At 34.6% G+C, this 18,162-nt stretch carries 17 protein-coding genes; 13 read left to right on the plus strand and 4 right to left on the minus strand.

The features are described from left to right. The first annotated feature begins 198 nt into the window (after nucleotides 1–198). The 9 genes from spoIID (at nucleotide 199) to MHH69_RS04080 (ending at nucleotide 6,700) form a co-directional block, all read left to right on the plus strand. Entirely contained in the window at nucleotides 199–987 is a 789-nt protein-coding gene (spoIID, locus tag MHH69_RS04040) for a stage II sporulation protein D (protein ID WP_241559286.1), read from the plus strand. A gap of 67 nt (nucleotides 988–1,054) precedes the next feature. After that, a complete protein-coding gene (locus MHH69_RS04045) occupies nucleotides 1,055–1,714 on the plus strand; it encodes a M23 family metallopeptidase (protein WP_122971476.1) in 660 nt (219 codons plus the stop codon). 297 nt (nucleotides 1,715–2,011) lie between these two features. Beyond that, entirely contained in the window at nucleotides 2,012–2,269 is a 258-nt protein-coding gene (locus tag MHH69_RS04050; protein ID WP_122971477.1) for a sporulation transcriptional regulator SpoIIID, read from the plus strand. 218 nt (nucleotides 2,270–2,487) lie between these two features. Then, a complete protein-coding gene (locus MHH69_RS04055; RefSeq protein ID WP_122971478.1) occupies nucleotides 2,488–3,486 on the plus strand; it encodes a rod shape-determining protein in 999 nt (332 codons plus the stop codon). 48 nt (nucleotides 3,487–3,534) lie between these two features. Next, entirely contained in the window at nucleotides 3,535–4,371 is an 837-nt protein-coding gene (locus MHH69_RS04060) for a flagellar hook-basal body protein (protein WP_122971479.1), read from the plus strand. A 17-nt stretch (nucleotides 4,372–4,388) separates the two neighbouring features. Further along, nucleotides 4,389–5,228, plus strand: a complete 840-nt coding sequence (locus MHH69_RS04065; RefSeq protein ID WP_122971480.1) for a flagellar hook-basal body protein — start codon at nucleotides 4,389–4,391, stop codon at nucleotides 5,226–5,228. Nucleotides 5,229–5,275: 47 nt separating this feature from the next. Next, complete coding sequence (locus MHH69_RS04070) at nucleotides 5,276–5,557, plus strand: DNA-directed RNA polymerase subunit beta (protein WP_174232660.1); 282 nt, start codon at nucleotides 5,276–5,278, stop codon at nucleotides 5,555–5,557. Nucleotides 5,558–5,633: 76 nt separating this feature from the next. Next, the gene (gene fabZ / locus MHH69_RS04075) at nucleotides 5,634–6,071 is read left to right on the plus strand and encodes a 3-hydroxyacyl-ACP dehydratase FabZ (RefSeq protein ID WP_122971481.1); all 438 of its coding nucleotides are present in this window, start codon (nucleotides 5,634–5,636) and stop codon (nucleotides 6,069–6,071) included. 158 nt (nucleotides 6,072–6,229) lie between these two features. After that, nucleotides 6,230–6,700: a hypothetical protein gene (locus tag MHH69_RS04080; protein WP_122971482.1), complete on the plus strand. Its 471-nt coding sequence runs from the start codon at nucleotides 6,230–6,232 to the stop codon at nucleotides 6,698–6,700. 73 nt (nucleotides 6,701–6,773) lie between these two features. Here the strand turns inward: MHH69_RS04080 and MHH69_RS04085 are convergent, their stop codons facing one another. Further along, complete coding sequence (locus tag MHH69_RS04085; RefSeq protein WP_341361790.1) at nucleotides 6,774–7,199, minus strand: YwpF family protein; 426 nt, start codon at nucleotides 7,197–7,199, stop codon at nucleotides 6,774–6,776. Nucleotides 7,200–7,452: 253 nt separating this feature from the next. Between MHH69_RS04085 and MHH69_RS04090 the strand changes: the two genes are divergently transcribed. After that, nucleotides 7,453–7,869, plus strand: coding sequence for a single-stranded DNA-binding protein (locus tag MHH69_RS04090; RefSeq protein WP_122971484.1), 417 nt, complete (start codon nucleotides 7,453–7,455; stop codon nucleotides 7,867–7,869). A 475-nt stretch (nucleotides 7,870–8,344) separates the two neighbouring features. Here MHH69_RS04090 and MHH69_RS04095 read toward each other — a convergent pair whose 3' ends face one another. Both MHH69_RS04095 and MHH69_RS04100 read right to left on the minus strand, forming a co-directional pair. Beyond that, a complete protein-coding gene (locus MHH69_RS04095) occupies nucleotides 8,345–11,191 on the minus strand; it encodes a DEAD/DEAH box helicase (protein WP_341361791.1) in 2,847 nt (948 codons plus the stop codon). Next, entirely contained in the window at nucleotides 11,188–12,789 is a 1,602-nt protein-coding gene (locus MHH69_RS04100; RefSeq protein ID WP_341361792.1) for a hypothetical protein, read from the minus strand. Before MHH69_RS04100 ends, MHH69_RS04095 begins: the two co-directional genes overlap by 4 nt. Before the next feature lie 491 nt (nucleotides 12,790–13,280). Here MHH69_RS04100 and MHH69_RS04105 point away from each other — a divergent pair, with 491 nt between their 5' ends. The 3 genes from MHH69_RS04105 to MHH69_RS04115 all read left to right on the plus strand — a co-directional run bounded on the left by MHH69_RS04105 (nucleotide 13,281) and on the right by MHH69_RS04115 (nucleotide 16,485). Beyond that, entirely contained in the window at nucleotides 13,281–13,754 is a 474-nt protein-coding gene (locus tag MHH69_RS04105; protein ID WP_122973428.1) for an IDEAL domain-containing protein, read from the plus strand. 650 nt (nucleotides 13,755–14,404) lie between these two features. Then, nucleotides 14,405–15,676, plus strand: coding sequence for a nucleotide sugar dehydrogenase (locus MHH69_RS04110; RefSeq protein ID WP_122973427.1), 1,272 nt, complete (start codon nucleotides 14,405–14,407; stop codon nucleotides 15,674–15,676). A gap of 77 nt (nucleotides 15,677–15,753) precedes the next feature. Further along, the gene (locus MHH69_RS04115) at nucleotides 15,754–16,485 is read left to right on the plus strand and encodes a WecB/TagA/CpsF family glycosyltransferase (protein ID WP_122973426.1); all 732 of its coding nucleotides are present in this window, start codon (nucleotides 15,754–15,756) and stop codon (nucleotides 16,483–16,485) included. A 138-nt stretch (nucleotides 16,486–16,623) separates the two neighbouring features. Here the strand turns inward: MHH69_RS04115 and MHH69_RS04120 are convergent, their stop codons facing one another. Then, complete coding sequence (locus MHH69_RS04120; protein ID WP_122973425.1) at nucleotides 16,624–18,084, minus strand: carbon starvation CstA family protein; 1,461 nt, start codon at nucleotides 18,082–18,084, stop codon at nucleotides 16,624–16,626. Nucleotides 18,085–18,162: the final 78 nt, after the last annotated feature.

An 18,162-nucleotide genomic window follows, 5' to 3' on the forward strand; every position in this document is an offset into this window, starting at 1 on the left:
ATCATAATCTTTTCTTTTCTATCATAAATAATATGTATGAAAAAAATTAATAATTTCAAAAACCCGATAATAGTCGTATCAATCATTTGTTTCATTGCTGCACTTTTTTATTTTCCTTTCATTTTTAGAAGTCATGAAAAAAAAGACGTTAAATTAGGAGGTTCCTCTATTAATAACGCTTGTGAGATAACGATTCAAGTGAGTGGGAGTGATATTCCGATTGATTTAGAGGAATACGTTATTGGTGTTGTCGCAGCTGAAATGCCTGTAAGTTTTCATATAGAAGCGTTAAAGGCACAAGCGATTGCTGCAAGAACCTATGTGTTAAAAAATACAAATTATGGACAAATCCCAATTGAACCTACCGTTGCAAAACAAGTTTTTTATGACGAGGATACTAGGAAAGAAAATTGGGACAAATCCTATGAAGAATTTGAAAAAAAGGTCCAAGAAGCTGTTAAAAGCACTGAAGGTGAAGTGATTTATTATAATGGAGAATTAATAACAGCAATGTTTCATTCGATGAGTAATGGTATGACTGAAAGCTCAAAAAACTATAGTGGAAATGATATTCCTTATTTACAATCTGTAGCTAGTACCGATTTTCAATATGCGGATAATTATGAAACGGTCACTACTTTTTCCATTGAGGAATGGAACAAACTATTAAAGGTTAATTGGACAATCGATGATGTGAAAAAAATACGTTTGCAACGAAACAATACTGGGAGGGTTGAAATAGTCTCTAATGATAAAAATAAATGGACAGGCCGAGAAATAAGAACTCTTTTAAATTTACGTTCTACTGATTTTCAAATTGATGTTATCGATGGTGAGATAGTCGTTAAAACAGAAGGATATGGCCATGGTGTTGGAATGAGTCAATATGGAGCTGATGCAATGGCTGATAACGGATCGTCTGCCCACGAAATTATCGAATATTACTATAAAAATACAAGTATTGAAAAATTAAATTGTAAAAATTAAGGATTTTTTTCCAAAATGTGATTAGAAATGTAAAATTTTGTTCACACTTCTTCTTGAGGTGATGAACATGAGAGAAGAAAAACAAATTAAGCCTTCTCCTAACAAAAACAGTTGGCAGAAAAAGCCATGGTTTTGGCCGACAATTTATGCAGGAATTGCAGTAGTATTAGTTGGTCTGATTTTCAGTTATACAGCACTTATTGGTGATGAAGAGGAAAAAGAGGTTGTACAAGATGGAACTGCCTCAAAAGATTCAACAGTCATTGAAACAAACGCTAAAACGGAAACATTGAAATATCCTTTCGATGAAGCTCAACTTGACAATGTACAAGTTTTACAAGACTTTTACGATGTCACAGCAGATGAAGCAACAAGGGAAAATGCACTATTAGTGTTTAATCAAACATTCTCTACTTCTTCTGGTGTATCATTGGCCGTTAATAACGAACCTTTTGAAGTACTTGCTGCAATGAGCGGTGAAGTAAAGGAAGTAAAACTAGATGCTTTCACTGGAAATCAGATTGTCATTACACATCCAAACGGAATGGAAACACGTTATAGCTCTGTAACGGACATTCTTGTAAAAGAAGGCGATACAGTCGTTCAAGGTCAACCATTAGGCACTACAACTGAAAACGAATGGAATCCTTCAGCTGGAAACCATCTACACTTTGAAGTGTTACAAGATGGTGAGCATGTAAACCCAAGAAATTTCTTAGCTTTCTAATGAATTAACAGACTTATAAGATTTTTGTACAAGTATTGATGATGAGCGAAAACGTCCATATCCTTCAAAACGTTGAAACTTCTTAAAACATTCAACGTCTAATTAAGGATATTGGGCGTTTTTGTAGTTTTCTTAATAAATATGGTTCTGAAATTGTGAAAAAACTCATATTGTGAATAAACGTTAAATCGCTAGTTGCAAACGTCAATGAAACACTCATAATATGAACACGTTGAAAAAAACACCTTTTCGTTAGCAAAACGGCACATTCTTATATCCGATAGAAAGGAAGAGAACGTGCACGAGCACATTCGACATCGCTGTGTTAGGCTTGGAGAGCTACTTATTGAAACAGGTGAGACGGTTCGTGTCCTTGCGAAAATGACGGGTTATTCTAAAAGTACAGTTCATAAAGATCTAACAGAACGATTATTCTTAGTCAATGAACAGTTAGCAAACGAAGTAAAAGAAATATTAGCATATCACAAATCGATTCGTCATTTACGAGGAGGCGAGGCGACACGTAAGAAGTGGCAATCCCGACAAAACCATTGAAAGAGCATTTAGTTTGGCTTTATAAGTCAACTAAGTGCTTTTTTACTATGAATGTATAAATGAATTGGAAAATAAGTAATTAATTTTATATGATTGACAAACAGTTAATCACATATAAATAAAGATGTAATTAATATTCGAATATGATAAAATATTCTAGATTAATGTAGAAAACTGAAGTCGAATTATGTTGGAAAAGGTAGGAAGGGGAATTTATCATGTTTTCTAAAGATATTGGAATCGATTTAGGAACTGCGAATGTGCTCATTTTTGTAAAAGGAAAAGGAATTATTTTAAATGAGCCGTCTGTTGTGGCAATCGATAAAAATAGTAAAAAGGTACTAGCTGTTGGAGAAGAAGCCCGTCAAATGGTTGGTCGTACACCAGGTAATATCGTTGCTATTCGTCCTTTAAAAGATGGAGTTATTGCAGATTTTGATGTGACGGAAGCAATGTTAAAATACTTTATCAATAAGTTAGATTTAAAAGGAATGTTCTCAAAACCACGTATCCTTATTTGCTGTCCAACGAACATTACAAGTGTGGAGCAAAAAGCTATCCGTGAAGCTGCTGAAAAATCAGGTGGTAAAAAAGTATACTTGGAAGAAGAACCAAAAGTAGCTGCTATCGGAGCTGGAATGGATATTTTCCAACCAAGCGGTAACATGGTAGTTGATATCGGTGGTGGTACTACTGATGTGGCGGTTTTATCAATGGGAGATATCGTAACTAGTGAGTCCATTAAAGTAGCTGGGGACGTATTTGATAACGATATTTTGCAATACATAAAAAAAGAATACAAACTTCTAATTGGGGAACGTACAGCAGAAGCGATTAAGATTAATATTGGTACAGTTTACCCTGGTAGTCGTGAAGAATCGATGGAAATTCGTGGTCGTGACATGGTCACTGGATTGCCAAGAACTATTACAATTCATTCTTCTGAAATTGAAAAAGCATTACATGAATCTGTTTCATTAATCGTTCAATCAGCGAAAAATGTATTGGAAAAAACGCCTCCTGAATTATCTGCGGATATTATTGATCGTGGTGTTTGTATCACAGGCGGTGGTGCCCTTTTACATGGAATGGATCAATTATTAACTAAAGAATTGAAAGTACCTGTTTTTGTTGCTGATAACCCAATGGATTGTGTAGCGATAGGGACAGGCTTAATGTTAGACAATATCGATCGTTCACCAGGCTCTCGAATTTAATTATGTTTCAATACTGCATGTCATTAAACTTTAATAGAGGTGATACTTATGTTTAAAGGCTTTTATACTGTTGCAACAGGAATGGTATCCCAACAAAGAAAGACAGAAATTATTACAAACAATATGGCCAACGCCAATACCCCTGGATTTAAAGCGGATCAGTCAACTATTCGTTCCTTTCCGGACATGCTTTTATCAGCTGTAGGGAATACTAATATACCTACAGAAAATGGATTGAAGTTTACCGAAGCAAATCCAATTGGTTCATTAAATACAGGTGTATACTTACAAGAAACGTTAGGAAATTATACACAAGGTTCTATTTATGAAACAAGCCAAAAAACTGATGTAGCGTTAATAAACGGTGCAATGCCTGTTGATGAACAGTCAGGTCAGACTGGAACAATCTTTTTCCGCTTGGAACATCCAGATGGTGGAGAAGCCTATACACGAAATGGTAATTTTACGCTAGATGGTCAAGGATACTTAGTTAATAGTCAAGGGCTATATGTTTTATCAGCTACTGGAGAACGTATTCAATTACCTAGTGATGATTTTAGCCTTTCACAAGACGGAAACATTTATGTTGAGGGCGAAGTAGTAGCAACGCTTGGTGTTTCTTTTTCTGAAAATCCTGATGTATTAGAAAAACAAGATAACGGATTATTTCGTACTGTAGACGGTGCTGAACTTCCTTCAGCTTATGGGCAAGAGAATGTAACCTTCTCGATGCAACAAAGTTTCCTTGAAGGGTCTAATGTTGATTCAGCCCAATCAATGACAGATTTATTAACTGCTTATCGTGCCTTTGAAGCAAATCAAAAAGTTCTTCAAGCATATGATAAAAGTATGGACAAAGCAGTAAATGAAATCGGAAGAGTTTAAAGCGAGGGGGATTATTCATGCTACGTACAATGATAACAGCGACCAACACATTAGGACAGTTACAAAGTCAAATTGACACAATAAGTAACAATATTTCTAATAGTAATACAGCTGGTTATAAAGCCAATGAAGCGACCTTTTCTGAACTTCTTTATCAACAATTTAATAATGAAGAAATGGATAGAACGGTTCGTAATTCACCAGTTGGGATTCGTTATGGTGTAGGAGCATACATCGGTCAAATTCAAACGAACTTTTCCCAAGGCTCTTTACAAACAACAAATCGCGATTTAGACCTTGCATTTACGAAGGAAAAGCAGTATTTTAATATTTTGATGCCAAATGGTGAAGATGGTCAACGTTTAGTTTATTCACGCCAGGGTGATTTTTATGTAACACCTGTAGAAAATGGTCAAGTTATGCTTGTGAACGGTGATGGTTACCCAGTTGCTGATAGTAACGGTAATGCCATTTATTTCCCTGATAATGTGACGGACTTCAATTTAACTAATGATGGTACATTACGTGTAAATTTATCTGATGGAGAAACTTTAAACTTTGAGTTAGGTGTTACGGAATTACATACTCCTCAATTGTTAGAACATGTATCTGGTACATATATTGCACTCCCTGCCAATTTTGATGAATTAGGTTATAATGAAGAAGACGTATTAACAAATTTACAGGGTGGCGCTCGAGTAAATATCGGCATGATGAACGGTGCATTGGAGTCTTCTAATGTGGATCTTTCTACAGAGATGACAAATTTAATTAATGCCCAACGTAATTATCAATTTAATTCACGGGCTATTTCAATTGCTGATCAAATGTTAGGATTAATTAATGGGATTCGATAATAACTGATGGCAAAACTTTAACAAATTTTTCTAAGGGGAGAACGGCAATGTTTAATGTATTAAAAAAAGAATCAGTAAAGCCGAGTGTTCCTCAAGAAGAAAAAAAAGAAAAAAGGGACAAAACGATTGCTGAAAAGCCAATGAGATGGTATAGTTTTCGTCTTTTTCCTATTTGGTTAAGAATTCTCCTCGTGCTTATTTTACTTATTATCGCTGCAGTTTCAGGATTAATGATAGGTTTTGGCGTGATAGGTGATGGAGAAGCAATGAATGTGCTAAAATGGGGAACATGGCAACACATCATTGATTTAATGGAAGGAAAAGAATAGTGGGGTAACTGTTCTTTTGCAATTTTATTATTTCAATTTATTCGAATATACATAAATTTTTAAGGGGGAATGGGAAATGCTAACAGCTGAACAAATTCAAGCCATTTTACCACACCGTTATCCATTTTTATTAGTGGATCGTATTATTGAAGTTGAAGAAGGAAAACGAGCAGTTGGATTAAAAAATGTATCGATTAACGAAGAATTTTTTAATGGCCATTTTCCAGGATATCCAATTATGCCGGGAGTATTAATCGTTGAGGCATTGGCTCAAGTTGGCGGCGTGGCATTATTAAAATCTGAAGAATATAAAGGCCGTCTTGCTTTTTTAACGGGAATTGATAACTGCCGTTTTAAACGTCAAGTAGTACCTGGCGACCAATTAAAGCTAGAGGTTGAATTTGTGAAACTACGCGGTGCAATGGGGAAAGGACATGCTATTGCAACGGTAGAAGGCGAGCTTGTTTGTGAAACAGATATTTTATTTGCTATTGGTCCAGTTCAACCAAAATAAACGATTTTTATTTACATAAAATAACAATGTAAAGTTTAAAAAGAATAGCAAAAATAGTTACATCTTTTTTTCGGATAGTTCCTTCCTTTCTCGGGTACTCTATGACTAATCACATTCCTTATGTGATGGAGTGTAAAAGTTGAAAGGAGGGAATTTTTATGTGGAAAAAACCGGTTTTTGCATTTATTTTAGGGACAGCATTATTAGTCGGATGTAATAATAACGGTGAAGATGCTGCTGATGAAGTAGGAGAAGACATCAATGAAGGTGTTAATGAAGTCCAAGAAGGTGTAAATGAAGGTGTCGATGAAGTCCAAGAAGGTGCAAATGACGTCCTTGAAAACGACTCCTACGATAACGGAAATGATGTAAATAACGGTACAAATGATGCAGTAGGTGAAGATTCATATAATGATGCCAACCGTGGTCCTGAAGGTGAAGATTTTAATGCTGAAAACGGCACTGACAATACTGAGGACCAAGACGGTGTACAAAATAGCAACGGTGCTGGACAAAATGGTGTTTCCGGTGAAGTCAATAATAACGACGAACGCATTTTAGAAGGTAACCAAGAAGATATCATTGAAGATGAAAAAGATCTCAATGACCGTGATAATCAAGATGAATAATGTAATGAAATAATGATTGCACTAACAGGATACAATACAAAAGAATCGTCTCTAAGAGGCGATTTTTTTGTATTTACAATTCCTTTAAGCGAGGTCTTTCACGCATACCCTTTTTAAACTGTGTAAGCAATTCCTCATTTGTTAAATTTTCATTTAATAAATTTTTTAATAACTGTTCTGCATATTTATTACGTTTTGTTTTGATAGTACCTTTCAGTAACACTGAAATTCGATTTCCAATTTCTCGAATATCGCTAACGACTACTTTAAATGGGGCGGGTTCATTATCTGGAAATGAAATAATTACATGTACTTCGATTAAATCCCCTGACTCCTTATATGTCTCAAAAATCGTTTGATGCTCTTTCGATATAAAGAGCTCTAATATCCACGAATTTCTACTATTTTCTTGATTGATGACGATGCCATCAATTAAGGGAATATTTAGTCCTCCATCTTCATTTACCAAATCAAACGAAAGCATTTTAAAAGTCTTCATTCACTTTCCCCCAACTACAATTTAGTTAATTTTAGTATAACATAGAAAAAATGCGAAATTTATTATTTGCCCCTTTCAATTTTAAGCTGGCCAATCTTACAGTCGTCTAGTCTAAAAAGAAATTTAATAATTTTTTGCTTCGTTGAAAATGTATTTTTCAACTTTAAAAATTGGCCAAATCCCAATTTTCAGATTTTGCCAAAATTAAGTGCTCTAGTTATTATAAAAGCGTGGTCGAAAGGAGGTGAAGATTATGAATCAAGTCGGACTAGTCGGCCGATTGACCCGAGATCCGGAACTTAGACAAATCTCGGAAAATCGAGTCCAAACAAGTTTTTCTATAGCCATTAATCGAAACTTTCGAAATAATCAAGGCAGTGTAGATGCTGATTTTGTTCCTTGCGTAGCATGGGGAAGGCTTGCAGAACGAATCGTAAAATATTGTGGCAAAGGATCATTAGTTGGTATTAACGGCCGATTACAATCTAGATCCTATATGAATCGAGATAATTTGAAAGTATACACCGTAGAAGTTGTTGTCGATGATGTACGATTCATTATTTTAAAATCGCCTCAAAATGATGTTGTCCATCGAGAAATGGAGCAGCGTTTTGAAATGGAAAATGAATTTATACTTCCGGAAAATGGCGAACTTGCTTCTGTACCTTAAATAATGGGGAGTATTTAAGAACCAAGTATTTGAAGTCTTGTGGAGTCAATTTGTTGTTGAAGGTATGAATGAAGAAAATGATGAAATCTCTCTAAAAATCTTTTGAAATTGATTGTTGAACTCTATATACGGACCCTCTTATAGTTATTATTCAACGAAACATAGAAATTAGTACCAAGAACAGTGTTAGTATCTTTGTGAAAAAATTCTTCCTAAAAGCAATTTTGTATCGAACAAATGGATAGGGGAGGTGATAATGAAAACACTACTGCTTGACCGCACAGTAGTGATCCCATTCCTTCTAAGCTCTACATAGTAATCCTTTTTAATAGGGAACACGTAGAGAAATGAACAATTAAATATGGATTTGGAAAAGTGAAAAGGATAACGAGAGACTGTAAAAAGAGTCGAGGATAATTTATCCTCGACTCTTCCAATTGTTTTATTCAAATGCATTTTCAATAGTTCCACTTACTTAAATAATGGTGCTTTCTTTTGTATCTAACATAAGTAAATCCATCAATTCATCCTCTTGTAATTCGGATAACCAATTGCTTGATTGAATTAATTCTTCAGATAAGGCAGACTTTATCTCTATCATTTTATCGATTTTTTCTTCAATCGTACCAATTGTAATAAATTTATGAACTTGAACAAATTGAGTTTGTCCAATTCGGTAAGCCCGGTCTGTAGCCTGATTTTCTACAGCGGGATTCCACCAACGATCTGCGTGTAATACATGGTTAGCAGCTGTTAAGTTTAATCCAGTTCCCCCTGCTTTTAACGATAATAAGAAGATAGGAAACTCTCCTGCTTGGAATCCTTCCACTAATTGATCCCTTTGTTGTTTAGGCATGCTTCCCGTTAAGAAGGGCACATCGATATCGTATAGCTCAGAAAAACAATGTTGAAGTAAATGGCCCATTCCGATATATTGGGTGAAAATTAAGCATTGCTCGCCATTATCTACGATTTCAGCAGCTAATTGAACGATTCTTTTTAGTTTAACGGAACGGTTTAACATTACCTTTGCTTCGTCAAAAGGCTCTTTTAAATAGAGAGCTGGATGATTACATAATTGCTTTAATTTGCTCAACATTTGTAAAATCCGACCTTTCTTTTCAAAAGGGGACATTGTATTCAGTTGAGCCATCGTGTCTTCAATATAACCTTCATATAGCGCGGCTTGCTCGCTCGTTAAAGCACAAAATTCCTTCGATTCTTGTTTATCAGGTAAATTCAACATTAAATCCGGATCATTTTTAGTTCGTCTTAATAAGAAAGGACGGATTTTAGTCCGTAAAATTTGTTTATGGCGCTCTGATTCTTCTCGTTCAATGGGAACAATGAATTGCTCTTGGAACTTACCGAAACTGCCTAAATATCCTTTATGAATGAAATCGAATATCGCCCATAATTCGGAAAGACGGTTTTCAATCGGCGTTCCTGTTAAAGCGATATGATGTTTTCCTTTTAATTTACGAATCGCACGAGATTGTAATGTTTGCATATTTTTTATGTTTTGGGCTTCATCTAATGTAACGGTTGCCCAATGGATTTCTTGTAGAAACTCGATATCTTGTGAAATAGTACCGTAAGTTGAAAGGATAACATTTGGTTTTTCTTTTATGATCATTTGATGGAAGGAATCTTTTTTTATTCGTGATGAACTATAATGGGTATGGACTTTTAATGAAGGAGCAAAGCGAACTAATTCATTTTGCCAGTTCCCTAAAACGGAAGTTGGGCAAATAATAATAGTTGGTAGTTGTTCCTCCAAAGTTTCATACGTATATAAAAGATAACTAATGAGCTGTACAGTTTTACCAAGACCCATATCGTCAGCTAATACAGCACCAAAATTCTGATTTCGCATAAAGGATAGCCATTCAAATCCTTCCTGTTGATAAGGACGCAATTCTGCATGTAAACCTTTCGGTGGCGAAATGGATGGTAACCCTTTTTTATGTTGAAGTTGATCCACATATTCCTTTAATGAACGTTGCATTTCAAAGGCAAATAAAGGGTCATCTCTTTCTATATCCTCTTCTTCTCCTTCTAGTGCTGTAAATTCATCTGGTAATTCACGGAATAACAATTCACGTACTGTCCAATTTTCGTCTTCAGCCTTGTCCATCAATTCTCGAATTTCCTGCATCCAATTGGCATCTAAACGGAACCATTCATTACCGATACGTACAAACTCCCGTCTTTCATCCACAATTTTTCGAAACTCTTCATCTGATATTTGTTCTCCATTTAAGGAAAGCTGCCAGTTGAAGGATAATATATCATCTAATCCTGCTACGGACTTTTGTGATTGATTACTTGCACTTACACGAACGCGCATTTTCGTTTGCTTTAATTCCTTTAACCAAGTCGGTAAGATGATTTCAAATCCAAGGGCACCTAACTTAGCAAAATCTCCCCGTAGTAAATTACGTACATCCTTATCTTCTAACATAATATGTATAAAAGATTCGGAGTCTACGTTATAACTACTTAAATCCATTAGCTCTAACATTTGATTTTGCATGTTTTTAATTTCTTGGGCATAAGGCAACCACTTATCAGGTAGAGCTCTTTCAATTGGTAAATGGCGTTTACGAACAGCAGGTGCCCATACCTTTAACGTTTTTTTCGAACTTAATACAGTTTCAAGTAGCCATTGTGAGGAACTTTCTTCTGGTTCCCGTAATCGTAAAGCTACCTTAACATCACCTATGGATCGATCTTTGTTTAATGGCCAACCACCATTACTGAAAAATGGTAATAAAGTGGGGATATCATTAGCAAGTAACCCTGCATAGGCTAATTTTTGTTGAACAGCAGTCGTTAAAATGGATTCACATTCAGCTAATTGAATCTCTATTTCACCATAAGCATTTTTTACAAAATCATCTTCCATAAAATTTTGTGGCAATTGAAAGGAGAATGTAATGTTATTGGAATCATCTTCAGTTAAAATTACGTAATCCCATAAAGCACTATTGTTCCACAGTAATTGAACAGCATTTATGGAAGCGAGTAGTTTTTTAGTTTTATCATTTGTTCCCATTAATTGAATAAAAGGATGTTTATAAGATGGTGAGATTAACTCAACTAGTTCTACTAAAGATACATGAATTCCATGTTCACCGAAATTTGCATTTAAACCAAAACAATTTGGCTCATAACGATAAAACAATTGGTGAGACCAGTTGGACGGCGGTATAGGTGAACCATCTTCATGGAACGCAATGACAGAAAAGAAACCTGGTTGCAGTTCTTCAAAAGTGACACGAATTGTTTTCGTAAAAGGTGTTAGTTGAATTTCCGTCATGCCAGTAAATTTCCTTTCTCTAATTCTTCTTGCAATGCTCGTAAACGTTTATATTGTTCACGTATAGATTGAATATAGTCTGTCCAAAAGTAAGTTTTACCACATTTTTTTGCTGCTGATTTCATCATTTTCCAAATACGAACAGCTTGTTTATAATTCATTCTTGATTTTTGATTTACTTCTTCTAGCGCATAGTAATGATACAAAGGCAATGTTACCTCAGGAGCAACTTCTAAAACTTCCTTTAATCCACAAGTTTCCAAATAGGAAATAGAAGAAGGATACAACTGATGAAGTGCCGCCCACTCCTCGTACCTTTTTACCTTTAATAAATATTGGGAATATGGTTGTACCCCATATACTCCAAAGGCTGAAAATAACATTAGTTCTTCCTGTTCCGTTAAGTTTATATGTTCAAATAATGAATGGACTCTTCTTACATATACTTGGCGTTGGGAAGGTAATAGGTAATTATTTATATATTCATTTAAATGGGGGAGCATTGCTTTTAATATTAGTTCATATGCTCTTTCTTCGTTTCTTGAATAAGAAAATTTCGCTAGACCAAAATAAATGTTCATTTCTTTCGGTTGAATGGTTGTTAAATTATTTTTTAATGAATCATAATCTTTTAATATTATGTGGAAAACATTTAAAACTGTTGGAAGGGGAACGTCATCACTTAATTTCGTATTTGTATTTTTTTTAGCATCTTCAGCATATTGGTGAAGGATGCTTAATTCTTCTTCAGCCCTTCTTTTTTCTATAAAAATGGTATCCCAAAACAATAAATAAATATTTAATCTTCTACCAATGTGATGCTTTCGCTCAAGGAGTAATTCCCGAACTAATACTTGGAGGGCATCAAAAAACGGATCCGTAGCAAAAAGCCGAGATTTCCCTGAAATTTCATGAATCGTATTTTGAATCACTTCAAATCTTCTATCAAAGAAATATTCAAAATAATCACTATTGATATTTGATTGGGATTCTAAAATATGTTGCCATAGTTTGTTTAAAATAGCGATTTCAATAAAAAGGTTGTAAATAGGTTGCCATTCTCGTTCAAATGGCGTATGTTTCTTCAGTTTTGAATGGGCATTTTCAGCAATGTTCGAGATGAGATATTTTTCGATTTGACGACCCTCTTGTAATTGATGGGACATCACTTCATTTACCATCGCTAGCCAACTTTCAGGTGTACGTTCGGAAGCTAACAAATGTAAATTCACGCTTTTTTTGGAACGCCATTTTGAAGTCCAATCTTGTACGGAATCAATGTATTGGTAAAGAGATAAAAGAACACTTATTTTATGCCGGCACCAATCTTCCTGAGGACAGTTACATTGAATATTTCCCTCCTGGAAATGAACGGTAACATGGGTTGGTCTGACATCTTGTACAGTTGTAAATAAAGTTGAAGTAGTTGGTACGTACCGTTCAAAGGTAACGGATTTATTTCGAACCGCAAATAATGCTCGACGTATTAGCTCTTCATCTTCCGTTACGGATGGATGTAAAGAATGTTCAATATGTTCTAATTGATCTATAATAAATTTTTTTTGTTCACGTGCCAGTGTTGAAACCGATAACACCATATCATCGCCCCTTAGAAATACACAATTTATTTTCCATTTTGAAAACAAATCGATGTCTTTTCTTATGCGGAAGTGAATACATATCCGCTAAAAAAGTCTTTCCCTTCATTATAACTTGAAAAGATAGGAATGATAAGTAAAAGGATAAATATATAAAATTTCCTCAATAAAATTTTTAAATGATGGATAAAATAAATTTTTTTCTGAAGCGTTAAGAATGGCTCATTTATAATCTGTCAATAACGAGGCGACAAAAATCGATAAATTTAGTAAATAAAAGCAAGTTTGAAACAAGAAAAGTATGGGGACTATAGCATTAATAAGGGAATGAATTCGTATATTAGAATAACAGAAAAAACAGCTTCCTTTGTAATTCTTTTAAGTGGGTATGGCTTCTCTATTCCAATATAGTATGCAATCGCTTTCAGCTTCTTTTATATTGTTTCACCGGTAATGAGAGTAAAGGAAATTTTTAATTGGGAGGGGATAGAATGATTCAAGTGCAGTTTATGAAGCCTTTTTATACAAAAGTCAGTGGAAAGACATTACGTTTAGTGTTTGCTTATCAATATTTCTCAATTGTAAAGGATGACGAGCTGTATCATTTTGTTCCTGTTGAAGGTAAGGAAATGATTATTGATTTAGAGACGAAACAAATAGAAAACCTTTCGGAAATTTTCGTTTTCCAAAGAGGAAATCGTTTTATTCGTTTACCATTATACCAGCTACTTCTTATATCCAATGTACACGAACATTTAAGTCCTATTTTGGAAAAGGCATCAAATAATGAAGACACTTTAAATATACCTCCAAGTGATAAAGAGGAGTCGGAAGTTCAAAAAATGATTCGTCTTTTAGAAGAACAAAATTTAAATCGATTAATTGATCACGCATTAGAAGCACGTGATGAAAAACGTTTTTATGAATTATTAGATGAAAAAATGAAATGGAATGGAACGAAGTAGTAAATATAATCACTGTTTTATACACTCATACTCATAATAAACGTACATCTGTACAACACAAAACAAGCACCCTTGATTAAAATCAAAGGTGCTTTCTTTTATCAATGGATTCATGGACATTATGAAACCAATATAAATAATTGAATAATGGCTAATACAATCCCTGAACCGACTATTCCATATAACCAATCTTCCTTCGATATTGATAATTGTTTTAATCCTTTCATTATAACTCCCTCCTCTACCCTAGTATTTCCAATTATTGAAAATGTTAAAACTGTAAAAACTATATTAAGAAATTCTAAGAATGTAGAGATTGTTATGTTGAAATGAGAAAATAAAGTTAATCAAGCCTACTGTAAAAAGATTAATACAAAAGGAAAAGAGAGAAGATAGAATGGGGTTGAATAAGTTGGTTTAAATTTTTGAAATAATAAAGATAGAACTAGGAAGAGGATGCATAAATAAAGTGGACGATTTAAAGTTCAAACCACTTTTTCCTTCCTGGTCTTCTAAAAATTAAAGTTGATTTGTATACTATTATGCAAGTTTTTGACAAAGGAATGGATAATTCCAACTTCATCTTTATTTTTAGTGTGATTTAGAGATAAATCGGCACTATTCTCTATATGGAAGGAAAGTGGGCTATGATGACAAAAACAGTTTGTGTCGTTGGGTTAGGGTATATTGGATTAACGTCAGCAGTAATGTTTTCAAACTATGGTATGAAAGTACATGGTGTAGATATAAACCCATCAGTTGTTCGCAATATTAATGAAAAAAAATTACACATTGAAGAACAAGGTCTTCAAGAAATGCTGGACCGAGCAATAGATGAAGGAATGTTTACTGCATCTACTACGCCACAAGAAGCAGATGCATTTATCATTTCTGTTCCGACACCAATTAATCCAAATAAAACAGCAAATCTCGATTATGTAAAAGAAGCAACTAAATCGATTGTTCCTTATGTTAAGAAGGGAAATTTAGTTATTTTAGAATCGACAGTTCCACCGAAAACTGTTGAAAATATTATGATTCCTGAATTGATGAAAACAGGATTCGAAATCGGTACGGACATTTATGTGGCCCATTCACCTGAAAGAGTTATACCTGGGAAAATTTTTGAGGAATTAGTAAATAATGATCGTATTGTTGGTGGGATTAATGAAAAATCTGCCCAGTTAACAAAGGAATTATATGAATGCTTTGTCCAAGGGGAAATTCATTTAACTAACGTCACTACGGCAGAACTTGTGAAGGTGATGGAAAACACTTATCGCGACATGAATATTGCCTTTGCTAACGAACTTTCTAAAATTGCAGATAATATTGGGGTCAATATTTGGGAAGCGATTCAGTTTGCCAACTTACATCCAAGGGTCAATATTCACTTCCCTGGACCAGGCGTAGGTGGTCATTGTATTGCCGTAGATCCATGGTTTCTTGTGGAAATAGGTGGGGATAATGCACAGATTATTCATCATTCACGACATATAAATGATAGTATGCCAGCCTATACTGCGCAAAAAACATTGTCTATCTTAGATGAAAATAACATTGTAGGCGGAAAGGTAGCGGTTTTAGGTTTAGCATTTAAAGGAAACGTAAATGATATACGTGAAAGCCCTTCGATTGCTGTTATCGATTATTTACAACAACTCGGATTGGAAGTTGTATCCTTTGATCCGCATATTAAAGAAAATAATCATGTGACACAAACCCAACATTTAGAGGAAGCTACAAGGGATGCGGATATTCTTTTAGTTTTAACAGATCATAATGAATTTAAAACTTTTGATCCACATACCATTACGACAAACCATAAAATTGTATTTGATACGAAAAATTGTTTGAATCGGAAAGTTTGGCAAAATGCAGGTTTTCAATATTATTTATTAGGCGATGCGAAGAATAGATGAAAAACTACCAAACCATCACATTGGGGCAGTAATTTCGTTTAGCTGCCTCCTTTGTCTAAAAGGACGGTTGTGCAAATATGAAGGAAAAAGTACTTGGAATTCAAGTTAATACTGAAAAGTACGATAGACTTATTAAAGAAATTTTCAGCCGAATCGAGAGGAAAGAAAAAACATTAATTGTTGCAATCAACCCTGAAAAAATTATGAATGCAAAAGACAATGAATCATTAAAAAAATTACTTAATGATGCTGAAATTCAAATTCCTGATGGAATAGGTGTAATTATTGCATCGAAAATCCAAAAAGGAAACATTCATGAACGTGTAACCGGTGTTGAAATGATGATGCGTATATGTGAAGAGGCTTCCAAACAAGACAAATCCATTTTTTTATACGGTGGTAAATGTGGCGTAGCAGATCAGGCAGCAAAAAAATTAAAAGAGTTATACCCTACTATTAAAGTTGTTGGAACGCAGGATGGCTATGAAAATAATATGGAAAAAGTCATTTCGAATATAAATAAAGCAAAACCGGACATATTATTTGTTGCAATGGGTAGCCCGAAACAAGAAAATTGGATTAACCAATATCGTAATCAGCTTTATCCAACGATTTTCCAGGGAGTTGGGGGATCCTTTGATGTATTGGCTGGTACAGTAAAAAGAGCTCCGGTCATTTTCCAACAGCTAGGTTTAGAATGGTTATATCGGCTGTTAAAAGAACCGAAGCGATTTAAACGACAACTAGCTTTACCACGCTTTTTAGTTGAAGTAGTGAGACATTCTGTTCGAAAACAACATAAAGTATAAAGGATACTATTTAGTTGATTTCGTTGGAGAAATTTATTGTAAATGTGGGACATATTCTTATGAATGATTTAATCAAAGTAAATGAAAACACCTTCACCAAGATGTATTTTATTCATACATGGTGAAGGTGTTATTATTTTATTTCATTTCATTTACATTAAATCGCGAGACGTCTTCGTCCAATAGGAAGGACGTTCCACGTTTTTTATGGGCTGCATTGAAGAAAATAGCTACAATGGCCATCGTTGCCACAATTCCTCCAATATAGGAAGCGTTTAATGGTATACCGAATCCCATTGTAGGTTCATATAAAATATAGACAATGACCATTACTGTCATGAAGGAAGCTGGCACTGTAGCGATCCAATGATTTTTTTTCGCCAAGAATAAATACATTGCTCCTACCCAAAGGGCGATAACGGCTGTTACTTGGTTTGCCCAGGAGAAGTATTGCCATAAAATATTAAAGTCAATTTTCGTTAATGCGTAAGAAATGACGAATAAAGGAATGGCAATCCATAGCCTGCTTAATAATTTTGATTGACCAAATTTAAAATAATCTGCAATGATCATACGTGCTGCGCGGAACGCTGTATCCCCAGATGTAATCGGTAAAATAACAACTCCTAAAATAGCTAATGTACCGCCAATAGAACCCATCATTAATAGTGAAACTTCACTTACTACTGCTGCAGGTCCTCCAGCAGCTAACATTTCGTTTAAACCACCATAGCCATCAAATAAACTCATAGCTGCTGCGGCCCAAATCATAGCGATAATTCCTTCTGCTATCATCATGCCATAGAAAATTTTACGACCTTGTTTTTCATTTTGTGTTGTACGAGAAATAATAGGTGTTTGAGTAGCATGGAATCCAGATAAAGCCCCACAAGTAATTGTAAAGAATAATAGTGGGAAAATAGGTAAGTCATTAGGATGCATATTTTGAAAACTTAACTCTGGAATCGGTGCACCTGTTACGATTAATCCAATTCCTACACCTAGTGCTGAAAGAACTAATAGCGCACCGAAATATGGATAAAGACGACCAATTATTTTATCCACCGGTAATAACGTTGCTAAAATGTAGTAGAAGAAAATAACGCCTAAAATAACTGCAAGGGCTACCTTTCCATCTAGTAAATTATTAATTAACATTGCTGGTGATGTAACGAAAACAGTACCAACTAACAATAAAAGTAACAATGCGAAAACGTTTACAACGTGCTTCATAAATTTCCCTAAAAACTTCGATACTAATTCTGGTACGTGTGCCCCTTTATTACGGATAGAAATCATGCCTGTTAAGTAGTCATGTACAGCGCCGGCAAATATACAGCCTACGACAATCCAAATGAATGCGACTGGACCATAAAGTGCCCCTGCAATAGGTCCAAACACTGGGCCTGTCCCCGCAATATTTAGTAGCTGGATTAATGAATTTTTTGAAGTTGACATTGGAACATAATCAACACCATCCGCATTCACGTATGCGGGAGTAGGTCTTTCTGATTTAGAACCAAATACTTTTTCAACGTATTTGCCATATGTAAAATAGCCAACGATTAAAATCGCGATACATACTAAAAATGTAACCATTTATAGTACCCCCATCCCTTTTTAAATATTCTCAATTTTCATAATAAGATAATATCATAATATGTTATATAACAACAA

The organism is Ureibacillus sp. FSL E2-3493 (assembly GCF_038077515.1).
GTDB lineage: Bacteria > Bacillota > Bacilli > Bacillales_A > Planococcaceae > Ureibacillus > Ureibacillus halotolerans.

Bases quoted from the DNA above. Each gene is read 5' to 3' on its own strand.
- MHH69_RS04045 (WP_122971476.1), top strand. From the start codon at position 1,055: ATGAGAGAAGAAAAACAAATTAAGCCTTCTCCTAACAAAAACAGTTGG.
- MHH69_RS04055 (WP_122971478.1), top strand. From the start codon at position 2,488: ATGTTTTCTAAAGATATTGGAATCGATTTAGGAACTGCGAATGTGCTC.
- MHH69_RS04060 (WP_122971479.1), top strand. From the start codon at position 3,535: ATGTTTAAAGGCTTTTATACTGTTGCAACAGGAATGGTATCCCAACAA.
- MHH69_RS04065 (WP_122971480.1), top strand. From the start codon at position 4,389: ATGCTACGTACAATGATAACAGCGACCAACACATTAGGACAGTTACAA.
- MHH69_RS04070 (WP_174232660.1), top strand. From the start codon at position 5,276: ATGTTTAATGTATTAAAAAAAGAATCAGTAAAGCCGAGTGTTCCTCAA.
- fabZ (WP_122971481.1), top strand. From the start codon at position 5,634: ATGCTAACAGCTGAACAAATTCAAGCCATTTTACCACACCGTTATCCA.
- MHH69_RS04080 (WP_122971482.1), top strand. From the start codon at position 6,230: ATGTGGAAAAAACCGGTTTTTGCATTTATTTTAGGGACAGCATTATTA.
- MHH69_RS04085 (WP_341361790.1), bottom strand. From the start codon at position 7,199: ATGAAGACTTTTAAAATGCTTTCGTTTGATTTGGTAAATGAAGATGGA.
- MHH69_RS04090 (WP_122971484.1), top strand. From the start codon at position 7,453: ATGAATCAAGTCGGACTAGTCGGCCGATTGACCCGAGATCCGGAACTT.
- MHH69_RS04095 (WP_341361791.1), bottom strand. From the start codon at position 11,191: ATGACGGAAATTCAACTAACACCTTTTACGAAAACAATTCGTGTCACT.
- MHH69_RS04100 (WP_341361792.1), bottom strand. From the start codon at position 12,789: ATGGTGTTATCGGTTTCAACACTGGCACGTGAACAAAAAAAATTTATT.
- MHH69_RS04105 (WP_122973428.1), top strand. From the start codon at position 13,281: ATGATTCAAGTGCAGTTTATGAAGCCTTTTTATACAAAAGTCAGTGGA.
- MHH69_RS04110 (WP_122973427.1), top strand. From the start codon at position 14,405: ATGACAAAAACAGTTTGTGTCGTTGGGTTAGGGTATATTGGATTAACG.
- MHH69_RS04115 (WP_122973426.1), top strand. From the start codon at position 15,754: ATGAAGGAAAAAGTACTTGGAATTCAAGTTAATACTGAAAAGTACGAT.
- MHH69_RS04120 (WP_122973425.1), bottom strand. From the start codon at position 18,084: ATGGTTACATTTTTAGTATGTATCGCGATTTTAATCGTTGGCTATTTT.